Consider the following 18,537-nt stretch of genomic DNA (forward strand, 5'->3'; position numbering starts at 1 on the left):
ATGTCCGACATCGTCATCGTTGCTGCCAAACGTACTGCCATCGGCTCGTTCCTCGGCCAATTCAATGCGGTGCCGGCACCCACGCTCGCCGCGGCTGCCATCCGGGGCGCGCTCGCGCAATCGGGCATCGCACCTGCCGATATTTCCGAGGTCATCGTCGGCTGCGTGCTGCCGGCCAATCTTGGCCAGGCACCTGCGCGCCAGGCCGCGATTGCCGCGGGCATTCCGACCTCCACCGGCGCCACCACCATCAACAAGGTGTGCGGCTCGGGCATGAAGGCGATCATGTTGGGACACGACCTGATCAAGGCCGGCTCGGCCAGCATCGTGGTGGCCGGCGGCATGGAGTCGATGAGCAATGCCCCGCATCTGCTGCCCAACTCGCGTACCGGCAATCGCTACGGCAATTTCCAGGCGGTCGATCACATGGCCTGGGACGGCCTGACCAATCCGTATGACGGCCAGGCCATGGGCGTGTTCGGCGAAGCCACCGCGGAGACGTTCGGCTTCACCCGCGCCGACCAGGATGCATTCGCGATCGCCTCGGTGGAACGCGCGCAGGCGGCGCAGCGCAGCGGCGCGTTTGCCGACGAAATCGTGCCGGTGACGGTGGCCACGCGCAAGGGCGAAGTCGTCGTGGACAGCGATGAGCAGCCGGGCAAATCGGACGTGGCCAAGATTCCAACACTGAAGCCGGCCTTCAAGAAGGACGGCAGCGTGACCGCGGCCAGTTCCTCGAGTATTTCCGATGGCGCGGCAATCACCGTCCTGATGAGCGCGGACGACGCGCAACGCCGCGGCGTGACGCCGCTGGCGCGCATTGTCGGCCACGTCACCCATTCTCAGGAGCCGGAGTGGTTCACCACCGCACCGGTCGCTGCGATTCAAGCGCTGCTTGGCAAGCTCGGCTGGCAATTGGACGATGTGGATCTGTTCGAAATCAACGAAGCCTTCGCCGTCGTGGCGATGGCACCGATCAAGCAACTCGGCATCGCGCACGAGAAGGTCAATGTGCATGGCGGCGCCTGCGCATTGGGCCATCCGATCGGCGCATCCGGCGCGCGTTTGGTGGTGACATTGGTGAACGCGTTGCGCAGCCGCGGAGGCAAGCGCGGACTCGCAACGCTATGCATCGGTGGCGGCGAAGCGACCGCCATCGCTATCGAATTGATTTAATTATCTTTAACGGCGATTTTGCAAAACTGAATGCGCGTGCGCTTGACACTCGTCTTGTGGCCGTCATCATGTCGGGGGCGCGCAATAGCGCGTTGCCTAATCTAACGACGAGGATTGAAACAATGACCATCAACAAGCTGCTGATCGCAATGGCTCTGGGCCTGGCCCTGACCGCTTGCTCGAAGCCGGAACAGGCTCAGGACGCTGCTGCTTCGGCTAACGAAGCTGCTGCCGACGCTCAGACCGCTGCCGACCAGGCTGCTGCCTCGGGCTCGCAGTCGGCTGACGCCGCTCAGGCTGCTGCCAACACCGCTGCTGCTTCGGCCGACACCGCTGCTGACGCTGCCCAGGCTGCTTCCGGCGCCGCGACCGACGCTGCTGCTGACCAGGCTGCCGACGCTGCCAAGACGGCTGAAGACACCGCCAAGGCTGCCAAGGACACCGCAGAAGAAGCCAAGAAGTAATCACTTCTTGACTCCAAGCGAGTTCGAAAAAAGCCGCTGGTTTCCAGCGGCTTTTTTTTGCCTGCGATTCCGGCCTTGCACGCCGTACCCGCCGGCATGACCACCAACATCCTGCAAGACTGCGTCTGTCTACCCCGTGGCTGAATGGCCGGCTGCGCATTGACGCAGGCTGCATCGCCTCCTGCATAAGCTCCGGCTTCCAACACCGGAACAGGAACAGGACCACCCATGAAGACGATCCGCATGCTGTCGTTGAGCGCCATCGCCGCCCTCACCCTTGCTGCCTGTCAGGGCCCGGATGCCGAGCAGGCGCGCCGCGATGCCGCGTCTGCCGCCAAGCACGCCGCCGCCGCGACCGAACAGGCCGCAGACCGTGCAGCAGTGGAAGCGAAGGCCGCAACTGCCGATGCACGCGTGGCTGCGCGCGAGTTGGCCGCAGACGCCAGCCGCGCCACCGCCAATGCGGCCGATGCCACAGCCGACAAGACGCGTGAAATGGCCAACAAGGCCGAACAGAACGCCGACAAGCACGACGCCGACCACGCGCAGCACTGAGTCGCCCCTCTTTCGCGGCACCCGCCACGCGCCGGCCATGTGCCGGCGCGCTTGTCTCGGCCGACGGGTGGCTCGTGTTGTCGAGGCCGGCAGGCTAGCATTCGCATATGTCCTCTTCTTTTACGTCACGCCGGCGCAACCAGCTGGCGCTGATTTTTTCTGCGCTGATCTTCGTCGTCATCGGAATCGGCATCTTCGTCGGTGCCCGCCGTTCGCTGGCCGACGCCGCGCTGGTGTCGCATACCCACGAGGTGATCGGGCGGGTCGACGAGATCCAGGCGCGCGTGCTCGATGCCGAATCGGCGCAGCGTGGTTTCCTGCTCACCGGCAACGACGCCTACCTGCTCGACTATCACACCAGTGTCGAACGTTTGCCGATCCTGATGGACAACCTGCGCCGCCTGATCGTCGACAACCCCGCGCAGGAGCAGCACCTGGCGCAGTTGCAACGGCTGGTGGAAACCCGCCTGCGGCAGATTCAGCACGTGCTCGACATCTATACGCAAAGTGGGCTGGAGCCGGCACGTGCCGACATCCGGCAGAGCGCCTTCCGCACCACCAGCGCGATCCGCGAGCAGGCATTGGCGATGGTGCAGCGCGAACAGGAACTGCTGGCACAACGCGCGCGAAGCAGCGAACAAAGCGCCAACCTGTTGCTGGCACTGGCGCTGGCCGGCATTCCGTTCGGGCTGGTGGTGGTGGGCATGGTCTATGCGCTGTTGATGCGCGAACTGCGCCATCGCGCGCAGGCCGAACAGCTGGCGGCGCAGGCCAATCGCGAGTTGGGCGAGAGCATCGACGCACTGCAGCGCAGTACCGCCGACCTCAACCTGCTCAGCCGCTACACCGGCCTGCTGCAGAGCTGCATCAGTGCCGAAGAAGCGTTGATGGTCAGCAGCCGTACCCTGGCCAGCCTGCTGCCGGGCGTGGCGGGAAGCGTGTACCTGCTGCGCGCCTCGCAAGACCGCGCCGAGGCGATCAGCCACTGGGGCGAGCCGCTGGTGCGCAGTGCGCCGCATCTGTCGCCGGAGCAATGCTGGGCGCTGCGCCGCGGCCAGCCGCATATCGTCCACGACCTGGGCCGGGATGCGCTGTGTGCGCATATCGAAGAACCCGCACGCGATGCGTCCGTCACCACCGCGTGCCTGCCGATGTCGGCGCAAGGCACCCAGCTCGGGTTTCTGTTCCTGTCCGCGGCCGGCCCGGGGCCGATGCCGCGGCTGGAAATCGCCGAGGCGGCCGCCGAGCAGTTGTCGTTGGCGCTGAGCAACCTGCGCCTGCGCGAATCGCTGCGCCGGCAGTCGATCCGCGATGCGCTGACGGGGCTGTATAACCGCCGCTATCTGGAAGAATCGCTGAGCCACGAGCTGGCGCGGTGCGCACGGCGTGGTCTGCCGTTGTCGGTGTTGATGCTGGACGTGGACCATTTCAAACAGTTCAACGACAGCCAAGGCCATGCCGGTGGCGACCTGTTGCTGGCAGCGGTGGGCGAGGTGCTGCTGACCCGCCTGCGCGCCGAGGACGTGGCATGCCGCTACGGCGGTGAGGAATTCACCGTCCTTCTGCCCGAAGCCGATGGCGAGGAAGCCATGCGCGTGGCCGAGCAGATCCGCGGTTACATCGCCGCGCTGGCGGTCAGCGACGGTGCGCGCGCGTTGCCGAAGGTGACTGCCTCGATCGGCGTGGCCAGTTTCCCGGCCGATGGCGAACAGGGTGCGAACCTGATCCAGAAAGCCGACGCAGCGCTGTATCGCGCCAAGCGCGCTGGGCGCAACCGGGTCGAGCGACACGGTGCTGCGACGGACAGTGCGAACTGAAAGCAGCTGACAAAGCCGCGGCGCAGCTGCCAGGCCGGTGCGGCCGTGTCCGCGATGTGTCGAGCGACACTGCCGCTCCTGTACACCGCACCCACCTGGGCTCTGCCCGCGACGTTTGCCGACAGCTTCGGCACGCACGCCGTCCATCGCGGATTGCGGAGTTCGTCACACAAAAGATCCAGTTGCGCAGCGATAGTCGGCCTCGACCCCTAAAGCGAGGCAGTCCGATGTCGATGTGGCGCGATCAAGGTCCCAACAAGAAAGACGGCGTTCCGGTCACCCCCGAGGTTCCTGCTGCCGATGGCAGGCTGTTCACCGCCGAGACCAGCCCCGCACCGCCGGTGCCCGCCGCCGCAGCGCCCAGCGTCGCACCGACAACTGCAGCCACGCAGCGTCATAGCGAAGCGAAAGAGTCGCTGATCGCTGCCGACATCAGCATCGAAGGCAAGATCGAAGGCGCAGGTCATGTGCGCCTGGCCGGCCGCTTCAAGGGCGATGTCAACGTCAAGGGCGATCTGACCATCGAACGCGGCGCCAAGCTCAATGGCGGCGTGCGCGCCAACAAGGTGATCATCGCCGGCGAGCTGGAGGGCAACATCGAATCTGCCGCGCAGGTCGAACTGCAGACATCCGGGGTGTTGGTCGGCGACGTCAAGGCCGGCAGCCTCACGGTGGCATCGGGTGCGCGCATGCGCGGCCAGGCCGATTTCGGCTGGGGCGATGATGGCGGCAAGCCGGTCGCGACCAGCAAGCCGGTCGTCAGCGGAGACAGCGACGCCACATGAGTGCACCTCGCCCGGGCACGCCCGGCGCCACGCGTAGCTGTCCGCACTGCAAGGCGACGATCCTGGAAAGCGCCAGCGTCTGCCCTGCGTGCAAGCACCACCTGCGCTTCGATTCGGCGGCTGCGCAACACGCGCAGCCGGCGCCGATCGTGCCGCTCAAGGTCGACGGCACCATCCGCCACCCGGCCGAAGGCGATCCGTGGGAATACACGGTGGTGGTGGTGCGCAACGGTAAGGGCGAGGAGATCCGTCGCCAGGTGGTCGATGTCGGCGCCATGCACGGCGGCGAAGAACGCGGCTTTACCCTGGCGGTGGAAGCGAGCGCGGTGCGTTCGCCTGGGCGACGTACGCGGCATTAAGAACAGCTAACAAAACGACTGCGCAGCCAGGCGGGCGCGGCCGTTGCTCGGAATCGGTGTGTACCACGCGTACACCGCGGTTCCTTCGTACCGTCGACGCCACCTGACGGCCGCTCGCTTTGTTTTGTTGGCCGCTCTAAGGCGTCCACGATCCACGCGGCTGCCAACACTACTAAACGCGCACTGCCGGACGAACGTGGCGGTGAACTGACCGGCATGTGCCATGCGTGCACCCTTGGCCTCTGCACGCTGGCCTCTGCACGCCGACCTCTGCGCGCCGTCCACGCCCGTCCGGCGGCGGCTCGCGACGTCGTGGCACCTGCCGGTAAGCGCGTGCTGCACGAACGCACCGGCGCACGGCTCCCATTCTCAGGATCTGCACACCGGCTTGGCCAGAGTTGCCGCATGCGCAACGGCAACGATGAGACAACTCACACACGCGGCGATCTGGTGGTGCTCGGGCCGGAGGGCCTGTATTGCCCGCAAGGCGACTTCCATATCGACCCGTGGCGGCCGGTGCCGCGCGCGGTGATCACGCATGGTCACGGCGACCACGCCCGCAGCGGCATGGGCGAGTACCACTGCACGCGCGAGAGCTTGTCCATCCTGCAATGGCGCCTGGGCGAACAGGTCTATCACACGCATGCGGATGGTGAAACGTTTCAGCTGGGTCGTGCGCGCGTGTCGCTGCATCCGGCCGGACACGTGCTGGGGTCGGCGCAGGTGCGCATCGAAGTGGATGGCGAGGTCTGGGTGGCCTCCGGCGACTACAAGCGCCAGCCCGACCCCACCTGCAAGCCGTTCGAAGTGGTGCCGTGCGACACCTTCATCACCGAGGCGACGTTCGGCCTGCCGGTGTATCGCTGGCCCGACACCTCCGAGGTCGCGGCCGATATTTCCGCCTGGCGCCGCGAATGCGCCGAATGCGGCGAAGCGGCCATCCTGTATTGCTATGCGCTAGGCAAGGCGCAACGCGTATTGGCCGAATTGCGCGCGTGGGAGACGCAGCCGGCATTGCTGCATGGCGCCGTCGCGGTAGGTGTGGAGGTCTACCGCCAGGCAGGCATCCCGATGCTGGACACGCAGCCGGTCAGCGAGCATGCGCGCGGCGCCGACTATGCCGGGCAGTTGGTCATCGCACCGCCATCGGCGGCCGGCAGTGCCTGGATCCGCCGGTTCCGCAGCGCACAGCAGGGTTTTGCCTCGGGCTGGATGCGCATCCGCGGCAATCGTCGTCGGCGCAATTACGACCGCGGCTTTGTGGTCTCCGACCATGCCGACTGGCCCGACCTGCTGCGCACCATCGAAGAAACCGGCGCACAGCGCGTCATTGCCACCCATGGCAATACCGATGCATTGATCCAACACCTGCGGGAGCGCGGCGTCGCAGCAGAAGCCTTCCGCACCGATTTCGGAGCCGAGGAATGAACCCGCTGCCCGCACGTCGTTATGTTCGCGCGCGTCCGCGTATTCGCCTGAGCGGTGCGCTCGCGTTTCGCCGTCATGCGTTGGCGTTTTGCGTGCATCGCAGCGCACCAGCGGCCACCATCGGTCCACCGCGAGCGCTACGGCGCCCAGGCGTGCTTGCCGCGTTTACCCGACGCGCACTGGAACTGCGTGCTGCCGACAGGCGCGCAGCGCCACGGGCGCTGCCGTGAGGCGTTTCGCGGCGTTGTACCGCACCCTGGACCGCAGCACCGGCACGCTCGACAAGCGCGCTGCACTGGTGGCGTATTTCCGCGAGGCGCCCGCGCTGGACGCGGCATGGGCGCTCTATCTTCTGGCCGGTGGCAAGGTGGCTAGCGCGCGCATGCGCATTGCCAGCAGCGGCGAACTGCGTGATTGGATCACCGACACCGCCGGCGTTGCCGACTGGCTGGTCGCCGACAGCTACGACCATGTCGGCGATCTGGCAGAAACTCTGGCCCTGCTGCTGGACGACCCGGTCACAGAGGCGGCCGACCTGCCCTTGGCAGAGTGGATCGAACAGCGGCTACTGCCGATCGCCAACCAGGACGTGGAAATCCGCAAGGCCTGCATCGTGCAGGCGTGGCGCAGCCTGGCCTTCGACGAGCGGCTGGTGTTCAACAAGCTGCTGACCGGCGCACTGCGGGTTGGCGTGTCGCAACGGCTCGTGCAGCAGGCGCTGGCCGAATTGTCGGGCGTGGACATCGCGCGCATTGCCCAGCGCATGCTGGGCAGTTGGCGGCCGCATCCGACCTATCTTGCAGACCTGTTGACCAGCGAAGAATTGCCCGGCGACCGCCAGCAGCCCTACCCGTTCTTCCTGGCTTCGCCGCTGGAAGCGGAGGTCGAAACATTGGGCGCCATCGACGACTGGCTGCTGGAATGGAAATGGGACGGCATTCGCCTGCAGCTGATTCGCCGCGCTGGCGAAGCGGCACTGTGGTCGCGCGGCGAAGAACGTCTGGATGGACGTTTCCCTGAAATCGAACACGCCGCGATGCAATTGCCGGACGGCACCGTCATCGATGGCGAGCTGCTGGCCTGGCAACCCGAACAGCCCCTGCCGATGCCGTTTACCGCGTTGCAGACGCGGATCCAGCGGCTCAAGCCCGGGCCCAAGACCTTGGCCGCCGCACCGGCGCGCGTGGTGGCCTACGACCTGTTGGAACTGGCGGGCGAAGACCTGCGCGAGCGCCCGCTGCAGGAGCGGCGCGCTCTGCTGGAAGACGTGCTCTCCGCGCTTGCAGACCCGCGCATCGTTGCCTCGCCGCTGGTGCAGGTCAGCGATTGGCAGGCCGCAGCGCAGGTGCGCGTGGAAGCGCGCGAACGCGGCGTGGAAGGGTTGATGCTCAAGCGCGCCGGCTCGGTGTATCAATCCGGTCGCCGTCGCGGCGACTGGTGGAAATGGAAGATCGACCCACTCACCATCGATGCGGTGCTGCTGTACGCGCAAGCCGGCCACGGCCGACGCAGCACGCTCTATACCGACTACACCTTCGGGCTGTGGAATGAGGGCCAACTGGTGCCGATCGCCAAGGCGTATTCGGGCCTGGACGACAAGGAAATCCTGCAGCTGGATCGCTGGATCCGTGCCAACACCACCGAGCGTTTCGGCCCGGTGCGCGCAGTCACCGCGCAGCATGTGTTCGAGCTGGGGTTTGAAGCGGTGAACCGCAGCGCGCGGCACAAGTCCGGTATCGCAGTGCGCTTCCCGCGCATCCTGCGCTGGCGTCACGACAAGCCAATGGCCGAAGCCGATCATCTGAGCACCCTGCAGGCACTGGCGCGGTGAGCGTCACGCAGCACACATACGGCACGCCACTGCAACAGTGGCGTGCCTGGTTCGCACGGCGCGGCTGGGCGCCGCTGCCGTTTCAACGCGATGTGTGGAAGCGCTATCTCGACGGCGAATCCGGCCTGCTGCACACGCCCACCGGCAGCGGCAAGACGCTGGCGGCATTCGGCGGGCCGTTGCTGGAGGCATTGGCCGCGCGTGGGCGCACATCCCCGCGCAAACCGGGCAAACCCGCCTCGCCTGCGCGTCGCCAGCCGCAACGCAATCTGCAGGTGTTGTGGATCACGCCGCTGCGCGCACTGGCCGCCGACACCGCACGCGCGCTGCGCGAGCCGGTGGATGCGTTAGGGCTGGATTGGCAGGTGGGCCTGCGCACCGGCGATGCCAGCGCGCGCGACAAGCGGCTGGCCCGCAGCGGCAAGCTCGATGTACTGGTGACCACGCCCGAATCGCTGGCCTTGCTATTGTCGTATCCGGATACCGCGCCGCAGCTATCGGCATTGCGCTGCGTGATCGTCGACGAATGGCACGAACTGCTGGGCAACAAGCGCGGCGTGTTGCTGCAGCTGTGTCTTGCGCGCTTGCGCGGCTGGACGCCGCAACTGCGCATCTGGGGGCTGTCGGCAACGCTGGGTAATTTGTCGCAGGCACGCGATGTGCTGTTGCCGCATCGCCCCGAGGCGGCGCTGGTCTCCGGCGTCAAACCGCGCACGATGACGCTGGAAACCTTGCTGCCGGACAGCGGCGAGCGCTTTCCCTGGGCAGGCCACCTCGGTCTGGCGCAACTGGCGCGCGTGCTGCAAAAGATCATGCAGCAGCGCACCAGCCTGGTGTTTACCAATACGCGCGCGCAGGCCGAGTTGTGGCATCAGGCCTTGAGCGCGGTGTGGCCCGAAGACCTGGCCACGCTGGCGCTGCACCACGGCTCGCTGGATCCGTCGCTACGCACTGCCGCCGAACGCGGGCTGGCCGACGGCAGCCTACGCTGCGTGGTCGCCACCTCCAGCCTGGACCTGGGCGTGGACTTCCCGGCCGTGGATCAGGTGCTGCAGGTCGGCAGCCCGAAAGGCATCGCGCGCCTGCTGCAACGCGCCGGCCGCGCACGCCATCGTCCCGGCGAGTCCGGCCACGTGGTGTGCGTCCCCTCGCATGCACTGGAACTGGTCGAATATGCCGCGGCCCGTCGCGCGCTGGTGCACGGCCATATCGAAGCGCGTCCACCGCCACGGTTATCGCTGGACGTACTGGCGCAGCACTGCGTCACCCTCGCCCTCGGCGGCGGCTTCCACGCCGACGCGTTGTTCGAGGAAGTGCGCGGTACCGATGCCTTCGCCGCGCTGAAAAGGACCACCTGGAACGCGGTGCTGGATTTCATCGTGCAAGGCGGCAGCGCGCTGGCGCACTACCCGGACTTTCACAAAGTGGTGCGCGACGAGGAGGGTCTGTACCGCGTGATCGACCGACGCGTCGCGCTGCGGCACCGGCTGTCCATCGGCACGATCACCAGCGACGGCAGCGTGCGCGTGCAGTTTCTGCGCGGCGGGCGGCTAGGCGCGGTGGAAGAACAATTCATCGGCCGCCTGCGCCGCGGCGACCGCTTCCAGTTCGCCGGCCGCCTGCTGGAACTGGTGCGCCTGGAAGACATGACTGCCTACGTGCGTGTGGCCAAGGGCGGCAGCGGCGTGGTGCCGAAATGGATGGGCGGGCGCATGCCGCTGTCGTCGGCATTGGGGCGCGAGGTGGAAGCGGTCTTCGCCGCCCCCGGCGATGCGCCGGAGATGCAGGCACTGGCGCCGTTATTGCACCTGCAGGCATCGCTCTCTTCGCTGCCTGGGCCGGACCATCTATTGGTGGAAAGCGTCAAGGCGCGCGACGGCCGCCACGTCTTCGTCTACCCCTTTGCCGGCCGGCAGGTCAACGAAGGCCTGGCCGCGTTGCTGGCGGCACGTTGGGGCCGACGCCAGCGCAATACCTTCAGCTTCGCTGCCAACGACTACGGCTTTGTGCTGTCGCCGGCGCAGGATGTCGACATCGATGCCGATGTGCTGCAGGCCCTGCTCTCGCCGGCGGGACTGTTCGACGATCTGCGCGACAGCCTCAACCTCGGCGAGTTGGCCCGCCGGCAGTTCCGCGAAATTGCGCGCGTGGCGGGCTTGTTGTCGCCGTCGTTGCCTGGCCGTGCACCGCGCAGCCTGCGCCAGCTGCAGGCGTCCAGCGGTTTGTTGTACGACGTGTTGCAACGCTTCGATCCCGATCACCTGCTGCTCGCCCAGGCCGAGCGCGAGGTGTTCGAAGGCCAGCTCGAACTGGCGCGGCTTGCGCATGCGTTGGAAGACTGCGCGCGTCGCGAGTTGCGCCTGCGCAAGCCACGCAGCCTCACGCCGTTATCGTTTCCGCTGTGGGCCGAACGCGTGCGTGGGCAGCTGAGTACCGAGGACTGGAAGGCGCGCGTCTTGCGTGCTGCCGAACAACTGGAACGTAAGCATGGGCGATAGCGTGCAGCTGCAGCTGGCCGGCGAAACCGTGGAATTGCTCGGCGAGCGTGCGTTGTATCGCCCGGCACACCGTGCGCTGTTGATCGCCGACCTGCACCTGGGCAAGGCCGATGTCTTCCGACGTGCCGGCATCGGCTTGCCGGCCGGCGGCACCGCGCACGATCTGGAGCGGCTGGATGCGTTGCTGGATCAACGCGATGTCCGGACGCTGTGGATTTTGGGCGACCTGTTGCACGGGCCCGCGCCGCGTGCCGCCTGGCACCGACGCTGGAGCGCATGGCGCGAACGGCATTGCGCGTTGCGCGTGATCGCCATCCGCGGCAATCACGACCGCGCCCTGGCCGGTGCGGAGTTGCACATCGAAGCGGCCGGCGAACAGGTCGAAGATGGGCCGTTCGTGCTGCGCCATGACCCATTGCCACATCCCACCGGCCACGTGCTATGTGGGCACCTGCATCCGCTGGCCAAGCTGCCAGGGTTGTCGCGGCGCTGGCCGGCGTTCTGGTTGCGCGAGCGCGTCACCATCCTGCCGGCGTTCTCGCAGTTCACCGCAGGCATCGTGCCGACGTTGACCGAAGGCGAGCGCCTGGTTGCCTGCGTGGAAGGCGATGCGTTGGCACTGCCGGTGCGTTAGCCCTGCCACGCACGCACCGGTCGATGCTATGGCCGTGCAACTGCTTCGGCGTTAGCGTCGGCCAGCCGCACGACTGGCTGCGCCAAGGCCTCGACGAATTCAGGCGCCAGCGCCAGCTTGCCGAACCAACCGTGCTGGGTGCCGCTGAGCACACGCAACATGTGCCCGCGTCCACCCGGCACGCGTCCCATCGGGCGTAGCAGCAGATCGCGGCCATGTGCCCACAGATCGCGTTCGGACTGGAACAGCGGCGTCAGCCAGCGGCTCCAGCGGTGATAGATCGCCACGTGCGCCTGGCGTTCGCGCTGGTAGCGCTGCAAGGCAGCGTCCAGATCGGCGCTGGCGCGCAACGCATCGCGCATCGCCAATGCGTCCAGCAGCGCCATGTTCACGCCCTGCCCCAACTGCGGGCTCATCGCATGCGCGGCATCGCCGGCAAGCACGAAGCGGCCGCGATGCCAGCGCGACACCACCGCATCGCGATAGCTCGCGCGCGCCAGTGCACCATGCACCTGCACCGTGGCAAGCCGCGCGTGTGCTTCCGGCCACATCTGCGCCACCTCGTCGCGCCAGGCGGCAATGCCGCGCTGTTCCCACGCAACGAAATCGCTGCACTGCAGGCTCCAGAAAAAGCTCAGCCGCGGCGTGTCGTCGCCCGGGCGCGTGCCCACCGGCAACAGGCCGATCATCTTGCGTGCGCCGATATAGCGCTGGCGCAATTCGTCCACGAACGGCCAGTCTTCGCGTGGCAGCAGGCACCAGAGCGCCCCCCATGGATATACCCGATCCAGCTGCGTTCCCTGTGCCTGCGCACGCAACGTGGAAGCCGAGCCATCGGCGGCGATGATCAGATCGAAGGGGCCATGCCACTGCCCGCGTTGATCCTGCACGCGCACGCCCGCGTGGTCGATCGCGGTGATCTGCGTGTCTACATGCAGTTGCGCGTGCTGCGGCCAGGCCTCGCGCAGCAGCGTAAACAACGCGCCGCGCTGCATGCCCACACCCATCAGGCGCGGATCCAGATCGCGGTACTGCATGTCCATCACCGCGCGCCCGCACGGCGTGTCGCCATACAGGCGGCGCACCGGCGCTCCATGCGCAAGCGCCTGCGGCAGCAAGCCCATGTTCCAGAGCACCTGCAACCCGCTGGGTTGCAGCAGAAAACCGGCGCCCACCGGCCCGGGTGCAGCTGCGCGCTCGAAGACCTCCAGCTGATGCCCGTCGGCGCCGAGCAGCACGGCCGATGCCTGCCCCGCCGTTCCGTAGCCCACTACTGCAATACGTAATGCTCGTTGCATCGTCCCTGCCCTGTCTGGCGATCGCTGCCCGCGCACAATCGGCGCAAAAAAACCCCCGCCGTGGCGGGGTTTTTCAACCGCACAATCGAGTCAGATTACTCGACCGGCGTGATGTTCGAAGCCTGGGCACCCTTGGGGCCCTGGGTCACGTCATAACTGACGCGCTGGCCTTCCTGCAGGCTGCGGAAGCCCTTGGAATTGATCGCGGAGAAGTGCGCGAAGACATCGGCGCTGCCGTCCTCCGGTGAGATGAAGCCAAATCCCTTGGCGTCGTTGAACCACTTGACGGTACCGTTCGGCATGGTGATGCGAGACCTTTGCAATAATTAATGGGTGGTGTACGGCGGTGCGTACGCGCCGAGTATGCAAAGCTTATGCCCCGATGACAATCACCCGCGCGCAAGTTCGCCAATCAGCTCGGGCAGCCCGGACGAAGCCGCATCGACGTTGGCCAACACGTCGGCCATGGTGATTTCCTGCGCGTCGCCGCAACCGGCCGCCCAGTTGGCCACGATCGCCAAACACGCATATTCCAAGCCTTTTTCGCGTGCCAGCCCAGCTTCGGGCATGCCGGTCATGCCCACAAGATCGCAGCCGTCGCGACGCATGCGTGCGATCTCTGCAACCGTTTCCAGTCGCGGTCCTTGCGTTGCACCGTAGCAGCCGCCGGCCACCAGCGTGACGCCGGTCACTTTGGCTGCCGCAATGACCTTGCTGCGAAACATCGGCGAATACGGGTGGCCGAAATCCACGTGCTGCACTTCGCTTCCAGTCTCTTCGCAGAACGTGGACACGCGGCCCCAGGTGTAGTCGATCAACTGATCCGGGCACGCCAACACGCGCGGGCCAAACTGTTCGGTGATCCCACCCACGGTGTTGAGCGCCAGCACCCGCGAGGCGCCGATTTGCTGCAGTGCAGCGATGTTTGCGCGGTAATTGACCTTGTGCGGTGGCAGCGAATGGCCTTCGCCATGGCGCGCCAGGAAGGCCACGCGATGGCCGAGCAGCATACCGACGCGAATCGGCCCGGACGGCGCGCCGTAGGGCGTTTGGACTTCGTGCGATTGCACATCGTCCAGCTGCGCGAGCTTGTAGACACCCGTGCCGCCGATGACGGCCAATGCGATGGAATTTGCGGACACAACCGACCTCTGCAGCGAAAGACATAATGGGGAGCGCACGCGTGCGCGCCGAGCTGCCCGCAACGATGCGGGCATGGATTTGCAGCGTTACGGCTTCATCGCATAGATGGCAGGAATACCGCGCAGCTGCTCGTTGACGTCCATGCCGAAGCCGAACACGTAACGGTCGGGCACTTCCACGCCCACATAATCGGCGCTTACGCCCGGCACGCAACGGTCGTGCCGCTTGACGGTCAACACCGCCACGCGCACGTCGGTGGCGCCCTGTTCCAGGCACCACTGGCGCACGCCCTGCAGCGTGTAGCCCTCGTCGAGAATGTCGTCGACCAGGATCACGCGGCGACCGAACAATGCGGTGGCCGGACGGTGCTTCCATACCAGTTCGCCGCCGATGGTTTCGCCGCGGTACCGGGTGGCATGCAGGTAATCGAATTGCAGGTCCTGCCCGCGTGCGCCCAGCTCAAGCGCAAGCTGGCCCGAGAACGGCAGCGCACCGTGCATGATGGTGAGGTACACCGGCACTTCGCCGGCGTAGTCGCGTGCGATCGCATCGGCGATGGTGGCAACGGCGGCATCGATGGCGGGACGGTCGACCAGCAGATCGGCTTGGGCCAGGGCCTGGGAAATGGTGAGCGTGGACATCAGGCAGTTGTTCCGAAATGGGCAGAAGGAGGAGTGGTGAATGAGGCGTCGGTGCCGGCGAGCAGGCCATCCCAGCCCAGTCCGCCACGGCCGATCAGGCCGATCAATGCAGCGGTATTGAGGCTGCGGCCCTGCACGGCCTGCAGCGATTCGGCGACCAGCTCCGGGTGGCACACCAGCACCACGTCGCAGCCGGCATCCAGATGCGCATGCACCCGGCCCGCCACGCCGCCGGCACTGAAGGAGGCGGCCATGCCGATGTCGTCGGAAAAGACCACCCCGCGGAAGCCCATCTGGCCGCGCAGGATCTGCTCGATCCAGCGCTGCGAATAGCCGGCCGGCTCCGGCGCGACCTGCGGGTAGACCACGTGCGCCATCATCACGGCGTCGGCGCCGGCCTCGATGCCCGCCACGAACGGCACCAGGTCTTCGGCCTGCAGCACCTCCAGCGGCCGTGGGTCGCTGGCGTGATCGACGTGGGTATCTTCCAGCACGGTGCCGTGCCCGGGGAAATGCTTGAGCGTGGCGGCCATGCCGGCGCCGTGCAGCGCCTGCACATAGGCACGCGTGAAGGTGGCCACGATCTGCGGGTCGTCGCTGAAGGCGCGATCGCCGATGGCGCGGTTGCCGCGGCCCAGGTCTACCACCGGCGCAAAGCTCAGGTCCACGCCGCTGGCGCGGACCTCGCTGGCCATCAACTGCGCATGCGCGCGCGCCGCGGCCAGTGCAGACTCCGGGTCCTGCTCGTACTGCGCACCGAAGCTTTGCAACGGCGCCAGCGCGCTGAATCCTTCGCGAAACCGCTGCACGCGCCCGCCTTCCTGGTCCACGCAGATCAGCACCGGGCGCGGCGCGGCGGCGCGAATGGCGGCCGACAGCTCGGCCACCTGGGTGCGCGAGGCGAAGTTGCGCTTGAACAGCACCACGCCGGCAACCGCATCGTGCTGCAGCCATTCGCGTTCCTGTGCGCTGAGTTCGGTACCGGCAACGCCGATCAGAAGCATGTTGGGGGACTCCCGGGCCAGGCGCCATGGTGGCGCAGCGCGGCATTGTCGCAGATGCGCGTGGCAGCGTCAGATCGCGCATTCAGCTGCGGGCACTGCCGGCAGACTTACAGCCCCTCGAGGTGGGCGCGCCAATGCGCGGCCTGGGCCTGCACCTGTGCCAACACTTCGGGCGCCATCCCGTCGAGCTGGCGGTACGGCAGCGCCAGGCGTTCGTTGGCGCCCAACAGCGGGCGCTGGCGCTGCAGGAAATCCCAATACAGCGCGTTGTAGGGGCAGGCGTTCGGGCCGACCCGCAACTTGCGTTGGTACCGGCAACCACCGCAGTAATCGCTCATGCGATCGATGTAGGCCGCGCCGCTGATATACGGCTTGCTGCCGAGCAGGCCGCCATCGGCGAACTGGCTCATGCCCACCGTATTGGGCAGCTCCACCCACTCGAAGGCGTCGATGTAAACGCCCAGATACCAGCGATGCAGGGCCTGCGGATCCAGCCCCGCCAGCAGCGCAAAATTGCCGATCACCATCAGCCGCTGGATGTGATGCGCATGCGCGTTGGCCAAAGAATTGCCGACCGCATCGGCCAGGCAGCGCATGCCGATCTGCCCGTCCCAGAACCAGTGCGGCAGCGGCGCATGCTGGTCGAGACGATTCGATTCCGCGTAGCCGGGCATCTGCGACCAGTACACGCCGCGCACGTACTCGCGCCAGCCCAGAATCTGCCGGATGAAGCCTTCCACCGCCGCCAACGGCGCATGCCCTTGCCGCCATGCAGCTTCGGCGCGCGCAATCACCTCGTGCGGGTGCAGCATCTTGACGTTGAGCGCGAACGAGAGCAGCGAATGGAACAGGCGCGGGTTACGCGTGCTCATCGCATCTTCAAAGCGGCCGAAATTGGGCAATGCATGCGCGATGAAAGCGTCCAGATGCTGCAAGGCTTCGTCGCGATCCAGCGGCCATGGCAGGGCTTGCGCGTTCGGTGCGCCAAAGCTGCGCACGCCGGCGGCTTGGATCGTGTGCCACAGCGCGCTGTGATCGTGGGTCGTGCGCCAATCCTGGGGGACAGGCGGGTGGCCCGGCCACGGCGCACGGTTGTCGTGGTCGAAGTTCCAGCTCCCACCTTCCGGCTCGCCTGCTGCATCGAGCAGGATGCGATGCTGGCGCCGCATACGCCGATAAAACACTTCCATGCGCCATGGGCTGCCAGTGCGAAAACAGGCGGCGACTTCGTTGCGCACGGTCAGGAAATGTTCGCTGTCGACCATGCGCGTGGCAAAGGGTTGCGCGGCGCTCCAGTGCTGTAGTGCTTCGTCCAGCCGCCATTCGTCCGGGGACTGGTACTCCAGATGGTCGGCGCGGTAATGCGCCATCAATGCCTCGAGGTTGTGCGGGATCGACTGCCGGTTGCTGGCGTTGTCGATCGTCACATAGCGCACCCGATGCCCTGCACGCCGCAAGCCTGCGGCGAACGCGCGCATGGCCGCGAAGATCGCCAGGACCTTCTGCGCGTGATGCAGTACGTAGTCGGTTTCCTGCCGCACTTCCATCAACACATAGACCACCCCCGCATCGCGCGTGGCGAACCAGCTGTGCTGCGGATTGAGCTGGTCGCCCAGGATCAAGCGCAGCGTCTGCGCCGGCGTCTGCGGATTGGTTTGCGCGATAAGTGCGCTGGAATCATGCATCACAGTGGCGCCCGATGATGCGGGGCGCATGGGCGCGTCCATGCCAAGGAGGCGCATGGGCGCGCCTTAGACGCGAGAAACATCCTCGGGTCGACGCGGACGCATGCACGAACGACTGCCATGACCGCGGTATGGACTTGCACTGCACTACCCTTTAGTTCTGCACCGCTTGGCACAGCGTCAGTCGCAGACGCTGTGCGGCACATCGCCCGCACACACGCGCCGGGCCAACGCCATTGCGCTCTGCCATGCGCCCTCCACCTTGCCGCCGGCCAACCAGTCGCCACACATCCCCAAGCCCAGCGGCGCATCCCAGACGCAGCCGAGTTGCAATGCGGGGTCGCTGCTGGCCACTTCCCAGAAAAACGCATCGCAAGACTGCGGCATCGGCAAACCGAGCGCAGCAAGTTCCGGAACGAGGCTGGCGATGACCTGCCCAGGCTGGGCATCGCAATGCACCTGGCTCCACTCGGCCGTTGCATGCAGCAGCCAGGTCTCCGCCCCCACACGCGCAGGCTTGCTGGCGTTGCGCGCCACCCAGCGCAACGGGCCGGCATTGACGAACAGCGCGTCATAGCCCGGATCGATGGGCGCATCGAAGTGTGCCATCACCGCCCACGCAGGCTGCATGCGCACCTGCTCGGCAATCGTTGCCAGCGCAGGCGCAACCTGTCCGAGTAACGCAGCCGCACTCGGCGCCGGGACGGCCAGCACCACCGTATCGAACAGATGCTCTGCAGCGTCTTGCAATACCGACAGGCGCCAACCCGTTCGGCGGCGCTGCAGCGCGCGCACCTGGGCACACAGGCGAACATCCAACTGCACAGCAAGCGCACGCGCCGGCGCGGCCATCCCAGGAACACCCACGTAGCGCGTCAGTACACTCTGGGATCGGCGCAACTGCGCGCCATCCCAGCTTGCGATACGCGCCTGCCAGGGCGCGGCGATACCGGCATCGATCCAGGCATCCACGACCGCTGCAAATGCAGGACCGCGCGCGGTGAAATACTGCGCTCCGTGATCGCATTGCCACTGCTTGGCCCCGTAGTGGCGCATGCGACCGCCCGGGGTCTTGGCCTGATCGAACACCGTCACTGCATGGCCTGCCGCCTGCAGCTGCTGCGCGCAGGCCAAGCCGGCCAACCCGGCGCCGATCACGGCGATCGTCTGCGCGCGCCCGGGCGGCGTCATGCCATCGCGCACGTGCCGGTGCATGCGG

Annotated in this window: 18 protein-coding genes and 1 other RNA gene; 12 read left to right on the forward strand and 7 right to left on the reverse strand. The window is 66.7% G+C overall.

Annotated features, from left to right (window positions below; translation table 11 throughout):
• From ACCQ03_RS11545 to pdeM, 12 genes are all read left to right on the forward strand, one after another.
• Entirely contained in the window at positions 1-1,176 is a 1,176-nt protein-coding gene (locus ACCQ03_RS11545) for a thiolase family protein (protein ID WP_057679961.1), read from the forward strand.
• Between the two features lie 122 nt (positions 1,177-1,298).
• Positions 1,299-1,640, forward strand: a complete 342-nt coding sequence (locus ACCQ03_RS11550; protein WP_003489455.1) for a hypothetical protein — start codon at positions 1,299-1,301, stop codon at positions 1,638-1,640.
• A 228-nt stretch (positions 1,641-1,868) separates the two neighbouring features.
• Positions 1,869-2,195: an XAC1346 family secretion chaperone gene (locus ACCQ03_RS11555; protein ID WP_011346837.1), complete on the forward strand. Its 327-nt coding sequence runs from the start codon at positions 1,869-1,871 to the stop codon at positions 2,193-2,195.
• Between the two features lie 107 nt (positions 2,196-2,302).
• Entirely contained in the window at positions 2,303-4,012 is a 1,710-nt protein-coding gene (locus ACCQ03_RS11560; protein ID WP_209225387.1) for a diguanylate cyclase, read from the forward strand.
• Between the two features lie 227 nt (positions 4,013-4,239).
• Positions 4,240-4,797, forward strand: a complete 558-nt coding sequence (locus ACCQ03_RS11565; RefSeq protein WP_057679959.1) for a bactofilin family protein — start codon at positions 4,240-4,242, stop codon at positions 4,795-4,797.
• A complete protein-coding gene (locus ACCQ03_RS11570) occupies positions 4,794-5,156 on the forward strand; it encodes a hypothetical protein (protein WP_209225390.1) in 363 nt (120 codons plus the stop codon). Before ACCQ03_RS11565 ends, ACCQ03_RS11570 begins: the two co-directional genes overlap by 4 nt.
• A 58-nt stretch (positions 5,157-5,214) precedes the next feature.
• Positions 5,215-5,289, forward strand: a non-coding RNA gene (locus ACCQ03_RS11575) — sX9 sRNA.
• Between the two features lie 272 nt (positions 5,290-5,561).
• Positions 5,562-6,584 (forward strand): ligase-associated DNA damage response exonuclease, encoded by a 1,023-nt coding sequence (locus ACCQ03_RS11580; protein WP_057686992.1) that lies wholly within the window; start codon positions 5,562-5,564, stop codon positions 6,582-6,584.
• Entirely contained in the window at positions 6,581-6,814 is a 234-nt protein-coding gene (locus ACCQ03_RS11585; protein ID WP_057677997.1) for a hypothetical protein, read from the forward strand. Before ACCQ03_RS11580 ends, ACCQ03_RS11585 begins: the two co-directional genes overlap by 4 nt.
• Positions 6,811-8,415, forward strand: coding sequence for an ATP-dependent DNA ligase (locus ACCQ03_RS11590; protein WP_057677996.1), 1,605 nt, complete (start codon positions 6,811-6,813; stop codon positions 8,413-8,415). The genes ACCQ03_RS11585 and ACCQ03_RS11590 overlap by 4 nt, the downstream gene beginning before the upstream one ends.
• Positions 8,412-10,913 carry a ligase-associated DNA damage response DEXH box helicase gene (locus ACCQ03_RS11595; RefSeq protein WP_057677995.1) on the forward strand — a complete coding sequence of 834 codons (2,502 nt, stop codon included), beginning with the start codon at positions 8,412-8,414 and terminating at the stop codon, positions 10,911-10,913. The genes ACCQ03_RS11590 and ACCQ03_RS11595 overlap by 4 nt, the downstream gene beginning before the upstream one ends.
• A complete protein-coding gene (gene pdeM / locus ACCQ03_RS11600; protein WP_057660848.1) occupies positions 10,903-11,547 on the forward strand; it encodes a ligase-associated DNA damage response endonuclease PdeM in 645 nt (214 codons plus the stop codon). The genes ACCQ03_RS11595 and pdeM overlap by 11 nt, the downstream gene beginning before the upstream one ends.
• A 26-nt stretch (positions 11,548-11,573) precedes the next feature.
• Here pdeM and ACCQ03_RS11605 read toward each other — a convergent pair whose 3' ends face one another.
• The 7 genes from ACCQ03_RS11605 to ACCQ03_RS11635 all read right to left on the reverse strand — a co-directional run bounded on the left by ACCQ03_RS11605 (position 11,574) and on the right by ACCQ03_RS11635 (position 18,533).
• Positions 11,574-12,845: an FAD-dependent oxidoreductase gene (locus ACCQ03_RS11605; protein WP_209225392.1), complete on the reverse strand. Its 1,272-nt coding sequence runs from the start codon at positions 12,843-12,845 to the stop codon at positions 11,574-11,576.
• A gap of 95 nt (positions 12,846-12,940) precedes the next feature.
• Complete coding sequence (cspE, locus tag ACCQ03_RS11610; RefSeq protein WP_003488188.1) at positions 12,941-13,147, reverse strand: transcription antiterminator/RNA stability regulator CspE; 207 nt, start codon at positions 13,145-13,147, stop codon at positions 12,941-12,943.
• Between the two features lie 87 nt (positions 13,148-13,234).
• On the reverse strand, positions 13,235-13,987 hold the full coding sequence (locus ACCQ03_RS11615; protein ID WP_057677993.1) for an S-methyl-5'-thioinosine phosphorylase: 753 nt from the start codon (positions 13,985-13,987) through the stop codon (positions 13,235-13,237).
• Between the two features lie 87 nt (positions 13,988-14,074).
• On the reverse strand, positions 14,075-14,629 hold the full coding sequence (locus ACCQ03_RS11620; protein WP_057677992.1) for a hypoxanthine-guanine phosphoribosyltransferase: 555 nt from the start codon (positions 14,627-14,629) through the stop codon (positions 14,075-14,077).
• The gene (gene nagZ, locus ACCQ03_RS11625; protein ID WP_150145716.1) at positions 14,629-15,633 is read right to left on the reverse strand and encodes a beta-N-acetylhexosaminidase; all 1,005 of its coding nucleotides are present in this window, start codon (positions 15,631-15,633) and stop codon (positions 14,629-14,631) included. The genes ACCQ03_RS11620 and nagZ overlap by 1 nt, the downstream gene beginning before the upstream one ends.
• Positions 15,634-15,740: 107 nt before the next feature.
• On the reverse strand, positions 15,741-17,318 hold the full coding sequence (locus ACCQ03_RS11630) for a cryptochrome/photolyase family protein (RefSeq protein ID WP_244663993.1): 1,578 nt from the start codon (positions 17,316-17,318) through the stop codon (positions 15,741-15,743).
• Between the two features lie 180 nt (positions 17,319-17,498).
• Complete coding sequence (locus ACCQ03_RS11635) at positions 17,499-18,533, reverse strand: NAD(P)/FAD-dependent oxidoreductase (protein ID WP_057677989.1); 1,035 nt, start codon at positions 18,531-18,533, stop codon at positions 17,499-17,501.
• Positions 18,534-18,537 lie beyond the last annotated feature (4 nt).

The sequence above is a fragment of the Xanthomonas sp. NCPPB 3569 genome, from assembly GCF_041475645.2.
Classification (GTDB): domain Bacteria; phylum Pseudomonadota; class Gammaproteobacteria; order Xanthomonadales; family Xanthomonadaceae; genus Xanthomonas; species Xanthomonas phaseoli.